12 protein-coding genes are annotated in these 13584 nt (G+C 70.2%); 5 read left to right on the top strand and 7 right to left on the bottom strand.

From position 1 onward, the window contains the following. The first annotated feature begins 90 nt into the window (after nucleotides 1-90). Genes LQ222_RS08595 through LQ222_RS08580 form a run of 4 tightly spaced genes read left to right on the top strand, consistent with a single transcriptional unit; the run spans nucleotide 91 to nucleotide 3900 of the window. Nucleotides 91-1122, top strand: a complete 1032-nt coding sequence (locus tag LQ222_RS08595) for an alpha/beta fold hydrolase (protein WP_230165789.1) — start codon at nucleotides 91-93, stop codon at nucleotides 1120-1122. Next, nucleotides 1119-2387 carry an aconitase family protein gene (locus LQ222_RS08590; RefSeq protein WP_230165788.1) on the top strand — a complete coding sequence of 423 codons (1269 nt, stop codon included), beginning with the start codon at nucleotides 1119-1121 and terminating at the stop codon, nucleotides 2385-2387. Before LQ222_RS08595 ends, LQ222_RS08590 begins: the two co-directional genes overlap by 4 nt. Beyond that, entirely contained in the window at nucleotides 2384-2926 is a 543-nt protein-coding gene (locus LQ222_RS08585; protein WP_230165787.1) for a hypothetical protein, read from the top strand. The genes LQ222_RS08590 and LQ222_RS08585 overlap by 4 nt, the downstream gene beginning before the upstream one ends. Continuing rightward, the gene (locus tag LQ222_RS08580) at nucleotides 2923-3900 is read left to right on the top strand and encodes a tripartite tricarboxylate transporter substrate binding protein (RefSeq protein WP_230165786.1); all 978 of its coding nucleotides are present in this window, start codon (nucleotides 2923-2925) and stop codon (nucleotides 3898-3900) included. The genes LQ222_RS08585 and LQ222_RS08580 overlap by 4 nt, the downstream gene beginning before the upstream one ends. Before the next feature lies 1 nt (nucleotide 3901). On the opposite strand, the gene LQ222_RS08575 is transcribed toward LQ222_RS08580, so the two are convergent. Then, nucleotides 3902-5104 carry an acetyl-CoA C-acyltransferase gene (locus tag LQ222_RS08575; protein WP_230165785.1) on the bottom strand — a complete coding sequence of 401 codons (1203 nt, stop codon included), beginning with the start codon at nucleotides 5102-5104 and terminating at the stop codon, nucleotides 3902-3904. 46 nt (nucleotides 5105-5150) lie between these two features. Next, complete coding sequence (locus tag LQ222_RS08570) at nucleotides 5151-5576, bottom strand: PaaI family thioesterase (RefSeq protein ID WP_230165784.1); 426 nt, start codon at nucleotides 5574-5576, stop codon at nucleotides 5151-5153. A 57-nt stretch (nucleotides 5577-5633) separates the two neighbouring features. On the opposite strand from LQ222_RS08570, the gene LQ222_RS08565 reads away from it, so the two are divergent. Beyond that, nucleotides 5634-6239, top strand: a complete 606-nt coding sequence (locus LQ222_RS08565) for a glutathione S-transferase family protein (RefSeq protein WP_230165783.1) — start codon at nucleotides 5634-5636, stop codon at nucleotides 6237-6239. Here the strand turns inward: LQ222_RS08565 and LQ222_RS08560 are convergent, their stop codons facing one another. Genes LQ222_RS08560 through LQ222_RS08540 form a run of 5 tightly spaced genes read right to left on the bottom strand, consistent with a single transcriptional unit; the run spans nucleotide 6240 to nucleotide 13557 of the window. Then, on the bottom strand, nucleotides 6240-7220 hold the full coding sequence (locus LQ222_RS08560) for a tripartite tricarboxylate transporter substrate binding protein (protein WP_230165781.1): 981 nt from the start codon (nucleotides 7218-7220) through the stop codon (nucleotides 6240-6242). Further along, entirely contained in the window at nucleotides 7217-9319 is a 2103-nt protein-coding gene (locus LQ222_RS08555) for a hydantoinase/oxoprolinase family protein (protein WP_230165779.1), read from the bottom strand. Before LQ222_RS08555 ends, LQ222_RS08560 begins: the two co-directional genes overlap by 4 nt. After that, the gene (locus tag LQ222_RS08550) at nucleotides 9316-10962 is read right to left on the bottom strand and encodes a hydantoinase B/oxoprolinase family protein (protein ID WP_230165777.1); all 1647 of its coding nucleotides are present in this window, start codon (nucleotides 10960-10962) and stop codon (nucleotides 9316-9318) included. The genes LQ222_RS08555 and LQ222_RS08550 overlap by 4 nt, the downstream gene beginning before the upstream one ends. A gap of 43 nt (nucleotides 10963-11005) precedes the next feature. Beyond that, entirely contained in the window at nucleotides 11006-12142 is a 1137-nt protein-coding gene (locus tag LQ222_RS08545; protein ID WP_230165776.1) for an MFS transporter, read from the bottom strand. 17 nt (nucleotides 12143-12159) lie between these two features. Then, entirely contained in the window at nucleotides 12160-13557 is a 1398-nt protein-coding gene (locus tag LQ222_RS08540; protein WP_230165774.1) for an aminotransferase, read from the bottom strand. Nucleotides 13558-13584 lie beyond the last annotated feature (27 nt).

The following is a 13584-nucleotide window of genomic DNA, read 5'->3' as shown; positions in this document are numbered from 1 at the left end:
CCGTTAGGTCATAAGACCGTATCATAGGGCCTTGCCTCACGCCTGCCGCGGCGCCACGCTCCGTGGCAAAGCAGTTGGGGGAAGCAAGCCATGCCGTCGTCCTGCGCGCGCCTCGTCGTCGCGGCCCTGGCAGTCTGCGGCCTGATGGCCGGGGCGGCTGGCGCGCAGCCGCTGTCGATCGAGCGCTTCGGGTCCTTCCATATCGGCGGCCGGCTGGTCGAGGTGACCGGCAAGCCCGTCATCGAATACACGCCGACGGTCGGCGGCGCGCCGCTGCGCATCGACCCGAACGGCACCTACATGGTCGGGCAGATGTACGCGCAGTTCATGGTGCCCGCACCGGTGCGCGGCACGGCGCCGCTGATGCTCTGGCACGGTGCCTACCTGACCGGCGTGACCTACGAGACCACGCCGGATGGGCGCGAAGGCTGGCAGCACTTCTTCCTGCGCCGCGGTTGGGCGACCTATGTCACCGATGCGGTGGAACGCGGCCGCAGCGGCGCCGCCATGTCGCCCGAGATCTACGGCCGGTCGATCCACCTGCCGACGGTCAACCCGTGGGAGCGTTTCCGCATCGGTGATGGCGCGGGGTCCTTCGCGCGCGGCAGCGTGCTGCAGGGCAACCAGTTCCCGACCGAGCGCGAACAATACCTGTCCTTCATGCGCCAGGTGGTGGCGCGCTACCTCGACACCGATGCGGATGTGATCGCGGCCTATATCGCGCTGCTGGAGCGTGTCGGGCCGTCGGTGGTGGTCGCGCATTCGCAGGGCGGCGCCTTCGCCTGGCAGGTCGCGCAGCGCCGGCCGGACCTGTTCCGCGCGCTGGTGCTGGTCGAACCCGCGGGCACCGGCATTGCCGCCGATGCGGCGCGGCTGAAGGATGTGCCGACGCTGCTGATGTATGGCGACTACGTGGATGCCGATCCGCGCTGGTCCGTCATCCGCCGCAATGCGCGCCGCTTCGCCGATGCGGTGCGCGCCGCCGGCGGCAGCGTCGATGATGTCGACCTGCCGACGCAGGGCATCCGCGGCAACAGCCACATGGTGATGATGGACCGCAACTCCGACCAGGTGGCGGAGGTGGTGCAGGCCTGGCTCGCGGCGCGCGGGCTGTGGCGATGACGGCGCGGACCATCGCGCAAAAGATCATCGCCCGCGCTGCGGGACGCGACACCGTCGAGGTCGGCGACTACGTCACCGTCACCCCTGACTACGTGGCCTGCCAGGAACTGTTCTGGCCCGGCCACAAGCGCAACCTGGAACGCATCGGTGTCGATCGCATCCCGCGCCCGGACAAGGCGGTGATGGTGATCGACCATTCGACCTCCGCCGCCATGGGCTCGCATCACCATGAGACGCACCGCACGCTGCGCGACTGGTGCGACGCGCAGGGCATCGCGAATTTCTTCGGCCCCGGCAACGGGCTGCGGCATCTGGTGCTGACCGAACGCGGCTTCGCGCGGCCGGGCACGCTGGTCTTTTCCGACGAAGGGAACATCGCAAGCATCGGCGCGCTGGGCGCGCTGAACATCCCGATCTCGACCGAGGTGATCGTCGCGCTGATCCAGGATTCCAACTGGCTGGCCGTGCCGCCGTCGGCGCGCATCACATTGTCCGGACGGCTGGGCTTTGGCGTGACGGCGCGGGATCTGATCCAGACCATCCTGCGCGACACCACGCCGGACGGGCGGCTGCTGCAATGCTGCGTGGAATTCGATGGCGAGGGCGTCGCGGCGCTGTCGCTCGACGACCGGCAGACGGTGCTCGCCTCGCTGTTCCACAGCGGCGCCTATACCGGGATCATGGCGCCGGATGCGGTGGCGCTGGACTACGTCCGCGCGCGTGACGGCGGGCGGCCTTGGGAGGTCGTGCGCGCAGATGCCGATGCGGACTACGCCGCGCGCATGACCTACGACCTTGGTGCGATCGCGCCGATGGTGACGGTGCCGCCGGATGCGCATGGTGCCGTGCCGGTGAGCGATGCGGCGGGGCAGCGCATCGACCAGGCCACCATCGGATCCTGCGCGGGCAACCGAATCGAGGACATGCGTGACGCCGCGCGCCTGCTGCGCGGGCGGCAGGTCGCGCCGCATGTCACGCTCTACATCACGCCCGGCAGCCGCGAAGTGTACGCGACCGCGGCGCGCGAGGGGCTGCTGGAAGTGTTTGCCGAAGCCGGCGGCGTCGTGCTGGCGCCCGGCTGCACCACCTGCTGGGGCTACCAGGGCGTGCTGAACGACAATGAGGTCCTGCTCTCCACCCAGCAGTTCAACTACCAGGGGCGCAACGGCGCGCGCACGTCGCGCGTGTTCCTGGCCGGACCGCTGACGGTCGCGGCCTCGGCCATCGCCGGGCGCATCACCGACCCGCGGGCGATGCTGGCATGACCCCGCGCGGCCGCGCCTGGGTGTTCGGCGACGATGTCTCCGGCGATGACGGCATCATCGAATTCGCCATCATCCGCGACAGCTTCGGCAAGGAGTTCGACGAGGACGCGCTGCGCGCCATGTGCTTCCGCCACCTGCGCCCGGACTTTCCCGCGCAGGTGCGGCCCGGCGACATCGTGGTGGGCGGCCGCAACTTCGCGCATCACAACCATGTCGAGGTCTCGGTCGCGATCCGCGCCAGCGGCATCGCCGTGGTGGTCGTGGAATCCTGTGATTCCGGCTTCCTGCGTCGCGCGCTGAACAATGGCTTGCCGGTGATGATCTGCCCTGGCATCGCCGCCGCGGTGCAGGACGGCGACATCATCGGCGCCGATCCCGCCACGGGCGAGGTCACGCTGGCGTCGGGCGCGCTGCTGCGTTCGAAGCCCTTCTCCGAACGCATGGTGCAGATCTGGCGGGCCGGCGGGACGATCCCGCTGCTCGAACGCGAATTCGCCGCGCGGCGCGCCGCCGCGCCAGGCCAGGGAGACGCCGCATGATGCCGACCCGTCGCTTGCTGCTCGCCGCCGCCGCGCTGGCCGCACCGGGCATCGCCCGCGCGCAGGCCTTCCCCGACCGGCCGGTGCGCGTGCTGGTGCCCTTCCCGCCCGGCGGCAATGTGGATTTCACGGCGCGCCTGCTCGCACCCGCGTTGCAGGCGGCACTCGGCCAGCCGGTGATCATCGAGAATCGCGGCGGCGCCGGCGGCATCGTCGGCACGGAAGCGGTGGCGCGCGCGCGGCCGGACGGCACGCTGGTGCTGCTCGGATCGACCGGGCCGCTGTCGCTGTTTCCCGTCGCGATGGCCTCGCTGCCCTATGACCCGCTGCGCGACCTGGCGCCGATCGGCATCGCCTATCGCGTGCCGATCGTGTTGATGGTCGGCAGGCAGATGGCGGTGCGCGACCTGGCGGATTTCGTGGCGCAGGCGAAGGCGCGGCCGGGGGCATTGTCGGCCGGCAGCGCCGGCATCGGTTCCGGCGCGCACCTGGCGATCGAGATGTTCAACGCCGCCACCGGCGCGGGCATCGTGCATGTGCCCTATCGCGGCACCGGCCCGGCGCATTCCGACCTGATCGCCGGCACGATCCCGGTGGTGTTCGACCAGCTCTCCAGCGCTCTGCCGCTGCAGGCCGACGGGCGCGCGCGCATCCTCGCCATCGCTTCCGCCGCGCGGTCGCCGCTGCTGCCCGATGTGCCGACGCTGCGCGAGGCCGGGATCGTCGAGCCGGAACTGAGCACCACGCTCGGCCTGCTCGCGCCCGCGGCCACGCCCGACGCCATCATCGGACGCTGGCGCGAGGCGCTGGTCGCCGCCATGGGCGACGCGACGATCCGCCAGCGGCTGCTCGGCCTCGGCGCCGCGATCCCGCCCGCCGCGCAGATCACCCCGGCGCGCTACGCCGCGGTGATCCGCGAGGAAACCGAGACCAACCGGCGCGCCGTGCAGCTCGGCAACATCCGGCTGGAATAGCTCACGCCACCTCGAACAAGCCGGCGGCACCCTGGCCGCCGCCGACGCACATCGTCACCACCACGTACTTCGCGCCACGACGCTTGCCTTCGATCAGCGCATGCCCCGCCATGCGCGCGCCCGACATGCCATAGGGATGGCCGATCGAGATCGCGCCACCATCCACGTTCAGGCGTTCCTGCGGAATGCCCAGGCGGTCGCGGCAGAAAATCACCTGGCAGGCGAAGGCCTCGTTCAATTCCCACAGGCCGATGTCGTCGATCTTCAAGCCATGCTGCGCCAGCAGCTTCGGCACGGCGAAGACCGGGCCGATGCCCATCTCGCCCGGATCGCAGCCCGCCACCGCCATGCCGCGATAGATGCCGAGCGGATGCAGGCCGCGGCGCGATGCCTCGGCTTCCTCCATCAGCACGGCAGCCGATGCGCCATCGCTGAGCTGGCTGGCATTGCCGGCGGTGATGAAGCGGCCCTCCTTCACCACCATGCCGTCCTTGAACACCGGCTTCAGCGACTTCAGGCCCTCCAGCGTCGTGTCGGCGCGGTTGCCCTCGTCGCGGGCCAGCGTGGTGGGCACGTCCTTGCTCTCGCCGGTCTCGCGATTCACCAGCTTCATCACGCTGGGCAAGGGCACGATCTCGTCGTCGAAGGCGCCGCGCGCCTGGGCGGCCGCCGTGCGCATCTGGCTGGCGAAGGCGTAGTCGTCCTGCGCGTCGCGCGACACGCCATAGCGGTCGGCGACGATCTCGGCGGTCTCCAGCATCGACATGTACAGCGCGGGCACGCGCTCCATCAGCGCGGGATCCGCGCGGCGGAACCAGTTGGCCTTGTCGTTCTGCACGAGCGAGATGGATTCCAGCCCGCCGCCGACCGCGACCTGCATCCCGTCGTGCAGGATCTGCTTCGCTGCGGTCGCGATCGCCATGAGGCCGGAGGAACATTGCCGATCCAGCGACATGCCCGGCACGGAGTCCGGCAGCCCCGCCGCCAGCGCGACCTGGCGCCCGACATTCGACCCCTGGCAGCCCTGCTGGAGCGCCGCGCCCATGATGACGTCCTCGACCTCCGCCGGGTCGAGCCGCGCGCGTTCGACGGCGGCGCGCACCGCGTGCCCGCCCAGCGTCTGCGCGTTGGTGTCGTTGAAGGCCCCGCGATAGGCACGCCCGATCGGCGTGCGGGCGGTCGAGACGATGACGGCGCTGCGCATTGGCGCTTCCCTCCCCTGGGCGTTGCGCCGAGGGTAGCGCAACCGGCTAGGGCGCGCCCAGCCGCTTCCACACGCCATCAGCGGTGGCGACGATGCGATCGCCCACCGTGATCTGGCCGCGCACGAACACCACGGATCGCGTGGCGCGCACGGCCTCCGCGCGGGCTTCCAGGAATTCGCCGGCGCGCGCGCCCGAGACGAAATGCGTGTTGAGCTGGATGGTCACCACCGGCCCGCGCGCCGCAGCTTCCCAGCACGTCACGCCCAGGATCTGGTCGAGGAAGGTGACCAGCATGCCGCCATGGATGATGCCATGCGCGTTGCCGTGGCGCGGTTCGGCCACCAGGCCATAGGACCATCCGCCATCGGACTTCCTGGACCAGAACGGGCCGACCAGGGTCGGGAACCCTTCATCGTGCCAGTTGAGGATCTTCCAGCCATGGGCAGCGGGGTCGAAGGGCGTGTCGGTCATGCGCATGGATTCGCGCAGTGGGCTGGCGGCGTCAATCCGCGGTGGTAGCGTGGCGCCATGAAACTGTACCACGCGCCCGGTTCCCCCTATGCCCGCATCGCCCGGATGGCGGTGATCGAGCTCGGCCTGCAGGACCGCGTCGCGGTCGAGGAAGCGACGTTGCGCGACCCGGCCTCGGTGCTGCTGCCGCACAACCCGGTGGGGCGCGTGCCCTCGCTGGTGCTGGCGGATGGTACCACCATCACCGAGACCACCCCGGTGCTGATGGTGCTGGATTCACTGGTGCCGCAAGGGCAGCGGCTGCTGCCTGGCGCGGACCGCCCGCGCGCGCTGGCCGGGTACGGGCGCGTGCTCGGCATGATGGACGGCATCGCGGTGTGGAACCGTGAATTGCGGCGCCCGGAGCATGAGCGCTCGCCCGGCGTCATCGCACTGGAGGCGCTGCGCGCGGTGCGCGTGGCCGATGCGCTGGAGCGCGATGTCGCGACCGGCGCCTTCGCGGCGCGCGACGCGGCGTGGTTCGCGCTGGTCGCGCTGCTGGGCTATTGCGAACGTCGCCACACGGTCTTCGCGTGGCGACTGGCGCGCCCCGCGCTTGCCGCGCTGTTCGATGCCGCGCAGACGCGCCCAAGCGTCGCGCAGACCGTTCCGCCGGCCCGCTGATCAGCCCGGCATGCGAATGCCACGGGCGCGAATCAGCCCGCCCCATTTCTCCGATTCCGCGGTCCAGTAGGCGGCGAATTCCGCCGGGCTGCTGCCGACCGGATCGGCGCCCTGCGCGATGATTTGCTGGCGGAAGGCCGCATCCGTCACCGCCGCGCGCACCGCCTGCGACAGCCGCGTGGCGATGGGTTCCGGCAGGTTGGCCGGCGCCATCAGCGCCATGTCGGTCGAGGATTCGAAACCCGCTACGCCCGCTTCCTGCAGCGTGGGTACATCCTGCGCGAGCGGCGATCGCGTGGCGGTGCTCACGGCCAGCAGCTTCAGCGTGCCGGCGGCGCGATGCGGCAGCGCGGTGATGGCGTCGATGAAGGACATCTTCGTCTCGCCGGCGATCACCGCCTGCGCGGATGGCGCGCCGCCGCGATAGGGCACGTGCACCATGTTCAGCCCCGCCGCCGCCATCAGCAGTTCCGTCGCCAGGTGGCTGGTGGCGCCGATGCCGGCGGAGGAGAAATTCACCTCGCCCGGCCGTGCGCGGACATAGGCGAGGAAGTCCTGGATCGTGTTCACCGGCACGGACGGGTGCACGCAGACCGACTGCGCCGTGCGCGCCACCAGCGAGATGCCGGTGAAGGCCGCGCGATTGTCGTAGGGCAGCGGGCTGATCAGATGCGGCGCGATCGCATAGGTGCTGTTGGTCGCGAACAGCAGCGTATATCCATCCGGCCGCTGCTGCGCGACGTGATTGTGGCCGATGGTGCCCGACGCGCCGGCGCGGTTCTCGACCACGAACGTCTGGCCGAACACCTGGCCGAAGCGCTGCGCGAAGAGCCGCGTCATGGTGTCGGACGATCCGCCCGCGGGCCACGGGTTCACCATGGTGACCGGGCGCGTCGGCCAGGGCGCCTGGGCATGTGCGGCGTGCAGGGCGGGCAGGGCGAACGCGCCGGCCAGCAGCGAACGGCGATGCAGCGTGGTCATGGCGAAGCCTCCTGGGGGGTCGGAAGATCGATGACGAGGTTGCGGAAGGCATCGACCGTCGCGGTCGCGCCAGGCGGGATCGCGCAGGTGGATTCGCGTTCCTCCACCAGCGCGGGGCCGGCAAAACGCGCGCCGGGGGCCAGCGCGTAGCGGTCGATCACGGCGCAATCCTGCCAGCCATGGTGTTCGAACAGGGCACGCCTCATGCCGCGCTGCGCGGTGCGGCCCTCGATGATGTTGGCGCCCTTCATGTCGATGTTGCGGCCCGGTGCGGCCGCGGCGAGGCGCCAGGTCAGCGCCTCGATCGGCAGTTCATCCAGCGCGCGGCCGAAGCGTTCGCGGTAGGACGCGAGGAAGGAGTCGCGGATCGCCGGCAGGTCGGCGACGGTCGGCGTGAGCGTCGGCAGCGGCACCGGAATCTCGAAGCCCTGGCCGACATAGCGCATGTCGGCCGCCGGGCGGAACGCGATGGTCGCGGGATCGGCGCCGGCGCCGGTCAGCAGCGCGCGCGCTTCCTCCGCCATCTCGGCATACAGCGACGCCACCTTGGCCCAGTCGATGCGCTCGATCCGCCCGACCAGCGATCGCACCAGGTCGGTCGCCGGCGGCGCCACCAGGAAGCCCAGCGCGGAGGCCACGCCCGCGCCGAGCGGCACCACCACGCGCCGCATCTTGAGCAGCCGCGCGAGGTCGCAGGCATGGACAGGACCTGCGCCGCCGAAGGCGATGAGGGTGTAGCGGCGCGGGTCGCGGCCCTTCTCGGCGAGGTGCATGCGCGTCGCCGCCGCCATGGTCTCGTCCACGATGCGGCGAATGCCGAGCGCGGCATCATCAGGCGTGACGTTCAGCGACGTCGCGAGCCGGTCGGTCACCGCGCGCTTCACCGCATCGATGTCGAGCGCCATCTCGCCGCCGAGGAAATAGGACGGGTCGAGCCGGCCGAGCACCAGGTCGGAATCGGTCACGGTCGGTTCCGTGCCGCCGCGCCCGTAGCAGATCGGCCCGGGCTTCGCGCCGGCGCTGCGCGGGCCGACCTTCATCAGGCCGGAGCCTTCCTCGACCCGCGCGATGGACCCACCACCGGCGCCGATCTCGATCATGTCGACGACCGACACCTTCAGCGGCAGGCCGGACCCCTTCTGGAAGCGCCGCACGCGCCCCGCTTCGAACTCGAACTTGCGGTCGGGTGCGCCGTTCTCGATCAGGCACATCTTCGCGGTGGTGCCGCCCATGTCGTAGGACACGACGTGATCCAGGCCGGATTGCCTCGCGAGCCACGACGCCGCCATGGCACCCGCGGCCGGGCCGGATTCGATCAGGCGGATCGGGTAGTCCTTGGCTTCCTGCACGGAGGCGATGCCGCCACCCGACAGCATGACGTACAGCGCGCCGGCCACACCCATCTCGGCCAGCCGTGCTTCCAGGCGGTCGAGGTAGCGCAGCATGCGCGGCTGCACATAGGCGTTCGCGCAGGCGGTGGAGATGCGTTCGAATTCGCGGATCTCGGGTGCGACCGACGACGACAGCGTGATGGCAATGCCCGGATGCGCCGCGCGCACGATCTCCGCCGCCCGGCGTTCGTGCCGCGGGTCGCGCCAGGCATGCATGAAGCCGATGGCGATGGCCTCGACACCTTCGGCGACCAGCGCATCGGCCTGGCGGCGCACGGCGGCTTCATCGAGCGGCTTCAGTTCCTCCCCATGCACATCGAGCCGCCCCGGCACTTCCAGGCGCAGCGCGCGCGGCACCAGCGTGGGCGCGGGTTCGAGGAACAGGTCATACAGGTCGTAGCGGGTTTCCTTGCCGATCTCGATGGAATCGCGGAAGCCCTCGGTGGTCAGCAGGCCGACCTTGCAGCCGGTGCGCTCGATGATGGTGTTGGTGACCAGCGTCGTGCCGTGCACCACCGAATGAAGGGCTACGGGCGGCAGGCCGGTTTCCTCCAGCAGCCGCGCAATGCCGGCGATGATGGCCTCGGACGGATCATCCGGCGTGGTCAGCCGCTTCCCGGTGGCGACCAGATTGCGCGTGGGGTCGTGCAGCACGAAATCGGTGAAGGTGCCGCCGACATCGACGCCGATGCGTGCCGTCGCGGTCATGCCTTCACCCCGTAGTCGCGCGCTGCGCCCTCGGGCGTGACATAGCCATTGCGGATATCCTCGGCGAGCGCGGCCGGGTCGCGGTCCTTCGGGTCGCCGTAGCCGCCGCCCCCGGCATAGTGCATCCGCAGCCGCGCACCCGCCGCGACCGTCGTGCGCGATTTCGGATGCGGCCGCGTGCCGTCCGCGAGTTCGATCACCGCCGAAGCCCCCGCCCCACCACCGAGCACGCCTTGCGCCGGATGGTCCCGCCGATCCGACAGCAGCGACAGCCGCACGGCATCCGGTGCGCGGACCTCGATCTCGACATCCTGCCCGAGCCCGCCTCGGAACTGCCCGGCGCCGCCGGAATCCGGCAGCAGCTGCTTCTTCCACACCACCAGCGGTGCGACGGATTCATACGCCTCGATCGACCCGGCGCCGACATTCGTTGGGAAGGCCGTGGTCGGCAGCCCGTCGCGATGCGGCGACGCACCCATGCCACCACTGGCGAACAGCACCTGCGAGAACCGGTCGCCCTCGCGGTCATGCCCGCTGAACAGCGCGCGCATGGTCGGCGCGCCGCCGCATTCGCCGATGATCCTGTCTGGCATCACCGGCGCCAGCGCCTTGTAGATGGCACCCGCCAGCAGATGGCCCGTGAGCTGCCGTGCCGAACACGGAGCAGGAAAGCGTGGGTTCAGGATGCTGCCGTCGGGCGCGCTGACGGTGACCGCCTGGTAGGAACCCTCGTTGCGCGGCGTGAAGGGATCCAGCGCGCATTTCACCGGATAGACCGAATAGGCATGCGTGTAGTTCATCACGCAGTTGATGCCGCGATCGACCTGCGGCGAGGTGCCGGCATAGTCGATGTGCATGGTGTCGCCGCGGATGGTGACCTCGCACTCGATGCGCGTGATCGCCTCGTCGAAGCCATCGGCTTCCAGCGTGCTGCGCCAGGTGCCGTCGGGCAGTGCCGCGATGGCGCGGCGCATCGCCGCATCGGTGCGGGTGGACAGCGCCCGCGACAATCCCTGCAAATCCGGCAGGCCGGTGTCGGACAGGAACTCCGCCACGCCCTGCGCGCAGACCTGGTTGGCGACGACCTGCGCCTCCAGGTCGCCCATCACCTGGCGTGGGACGCGCACGTTGGACAGCAGCACATCCACCAGGTCGCCGTTGCGCGTGCCCTCGCGATACAGGCGCAGCGGCGGGATGCGGATGCCTTCCTCGAACAACTCGCGGCAATCGGCCGACCACAGCGATCCGCCGACATCGGGCGAATGCGCAATGGATCCGGCGAAGCCGACCAGCGCGGCGCGATGGAAAATGGGCGTGACCGCGGTGAAGTCCGGCAGGTGGCCGGTGGCGAGCCAGGGGTCGTTGGTGATGACGCAATCGCCCGGCCGCCAGGTCTCGGCCGGGAAGCGTTCCAGGAAGTGCTTCGTGGTCTTGGGCAGGATGCAGGAGAAGGACGCGATGCCGCCGGTATTCTCGGACACGCTGTCGCCGTTGCGGTCCATCAGCACCGTGGCGAAGTCGTTCGATTCGCGCACGATGGTGGAGAAGGCGGTGCGCAGCAGCCCGGTCGCGGCCTCGTCGGCGATGGAGATCAACCGCGACCAATGGATTTCGAGGCTGATGGGATCGAATGCGTCGGTCATGGGCAGAATGGTTCCCGCGCCACGCGGTTTACGCAACCCCCGCTCACCGACGCGCCAGCGCCAGGGCCGCGCCGATCAGCGCCGAGACCGCCGCCAGCGGCCCGAAGCCCGCGAAACCGAAGTTCACCATCACCCAGCCGCCGATCGCCGCCGCACCCAGCCAGCCGAAGCTCGCCGAGGTGACGTTCAGCCCAAGCACCGTGCCACGCACCTCGTCGGGCACATTCGCCAGTGCCGCCATCAGCGACGGCCGCGCGATGGCGTTGACGAAGATGTAGGCGAAGCCCATCGCGACGGTCGCGAACAGCCCCGGCGTCCAGGCGTAGAGCACCAGCGCCAGCAGCGCGGACCCGACCATGGCGCCGGCGAACACATGCAGCCGGTTCGGCAGCCGGTCCGCCATCTGCCCGCCCACGACGGTGCCGAGAATATTGCCCAGCGCGATCACCGCCAGCGGGATCGCGACACCCGCCGGCGTCAGCCGATAGGAGACCTGCAGGAAGGTCGCGAAATACACCACCGAGACGCCGTAGCAGACGCGTTCCGCCACCCCCATCGCGAGCAGGCGCAGCACCGGGCCGGTCATGGCGCCACGCAGGCTGGGCCGCGCGGCAGAGGCAGCGCGCACGGCAACAGGGCGCAGCGTTGTCGCGAACAGCCCCACCGCCGCCAGCAGCGCGATCGCGCCGACACCCAGGCTGACGCCGCGCCAGCCGATGAAGCTGCCCGCCCAGGCCGCCAACGGCACGCCCACCAGCAGCGACAGCGACTGTCCCGACATCACCCAGCCCAGCGCGCGCCCGCGCTGGCGGTCCACCGTGCGTGCCGAGGCCTCGGTCATCACCACGCCAGTGTAGCCACCCGCGAAGGCCCCCGCGAGCGAGACGGCCAGCACCATCGCCAGGTAGTCCGGCGCCGCCGCCACGCCGGCCAGGCACAGCGCAAGCCCGATCGGCCCGCCGACCAGGAAGGGCCTGCGCCCCCAGCGATCCGATGCCGCGCCCGCCACCAGCGACGTGATGCCCCAGGCGATCGACGTCAGTGCCATCAGGTTCGCCACCATCGGCAGGCTGGTGGAGAGGTCGCGCGCCATGTCGATCAGGAAGGGCGCGCGCGTCGTGCCGCTCGATGACGCGGCGAACATGCCCAGGCACGCTGCGGCCAGCAGCGCCCAGGGCATGCGCGGCAGGGGTTGTGTCAGGCGCCGGCCATCTTCGCGACGGTATGCGCCAGCGCGCGGTCCAGCACCTCGACCAGCGTGTCGCATTCGGTGCGCGTGATCACCAGCGGCGGCGACAGCACGATGGTGTTGGAATGCCGCGACCCGCCGCCGGAGCGCCCGACGATCACGCCATTCGCCTTGCAGAATTCCACCACGCCGCCGACCAGCGCGCCGTCGAGCTGGGTCTTGGAATCACGATCCGTCACCAGCTCGATGCCGATCAGCAGCCCCTTGCCGCGGATGTCGCCGGTGATGCCGTGCTTCCACAGCGCGGCCTGCAGCTGGTCCATCAGGTAGGCGCCCATGCTGGCGGCGCGCTGGGGCAGCTGTTCCTCGAGCATGATCTCGATGTTGCGCACCGCCACCGCCGCCGCGGCCGGGTGCCCGCCATAGGTGTTCACCTGCATCACCTGGCGCGATTCCGCGACCTCGCCGAGGAAGGATTCGAAGACGCGGTTCTTCACCACGGTGGCCGCGATCGGCAGGTAGGCGGAGACGATCCCCTTCGCCACCGCCATGATGTCCGGGCTGATGCCGTAGTGCTGGTGGCCGAACATCTTTCCCGTGCGGCCGAAGCCGTTGATCACCTCGTCGACATGCAGCAGCACGTCATATTTGCGGCAGATCGCTTCGACCTTGGGCAGGTAGTCGTCGGGCGGCACCGCGACGCCGACGCCCGACATGATCGGCTCCACGATCACTTCCGCGACCGTCTGCGGACCCTCGGACTGGATGGTCGCCTCGATCGCGGTGGCGCAGGCCGTCTTGCAGGACGGGTATTCCAGCCCGTAGGGGCAGCGGTAGCAGGTCGGTGCGGGCACATGGATGAACTCGCCCGCGAAGGGTTCGAACTTCATCTTGCGTTCGCCCATGCCGCCGGCCGCCAGCGTGGCGAGCGTGGTGCCGTGATAGGCGTAGTGGCGCGCGATGGTCTTGAAGCGGAACTGGCCGGGGAATTCGTGCTTGGCGTATTGGCGGGCGACCTTGAAGCCGGCCTCGTTCGCCTCGGAGCCCGAATTCACGAAATAGGTGTGGTAGTCGCCGCCCATCAGCGTGTTGATCTGCTCGGCCAGGCGCGCGGCGGGCAGGTTCATGGCCGTGTGCGGGTAGTAGGCCATCTGCTCCATCTGCTCGGCGGCGATCTGCGCGAGCTCGGTGCGGCCATAGCCGATGTTCACGCACCACAGCCCGGCCATGGCATCGAGGTACGATGTGCCGTCGGCATCGGTGATGGTCGACCCGCGCGCGCCGGTCACCACCATCTGCGACTTCTCCAGCGCCTTGTGCTGGAGGATCGGGTGCATGACGTTCTGCAGGTCCTGCGCGACGACGCGCCGGCGTTCCTCGGGATCGGGCTGGTTGGTGAGCGACATGGGAACACCTCGCGGCTGCTGGGGTGC

The organism is Roseomonas sp. CECT 9278 (assembly GCF_918698155.1).
Classification (GTDB): Bacteria; Pseudomonadota; Alphaproteobacteria; order Acetobacterales; family Acetobacteraceae; genus Neoroseomonas.
This window is presented reverse-complemented; position numbering and strand designations above follow the sequence as displayed.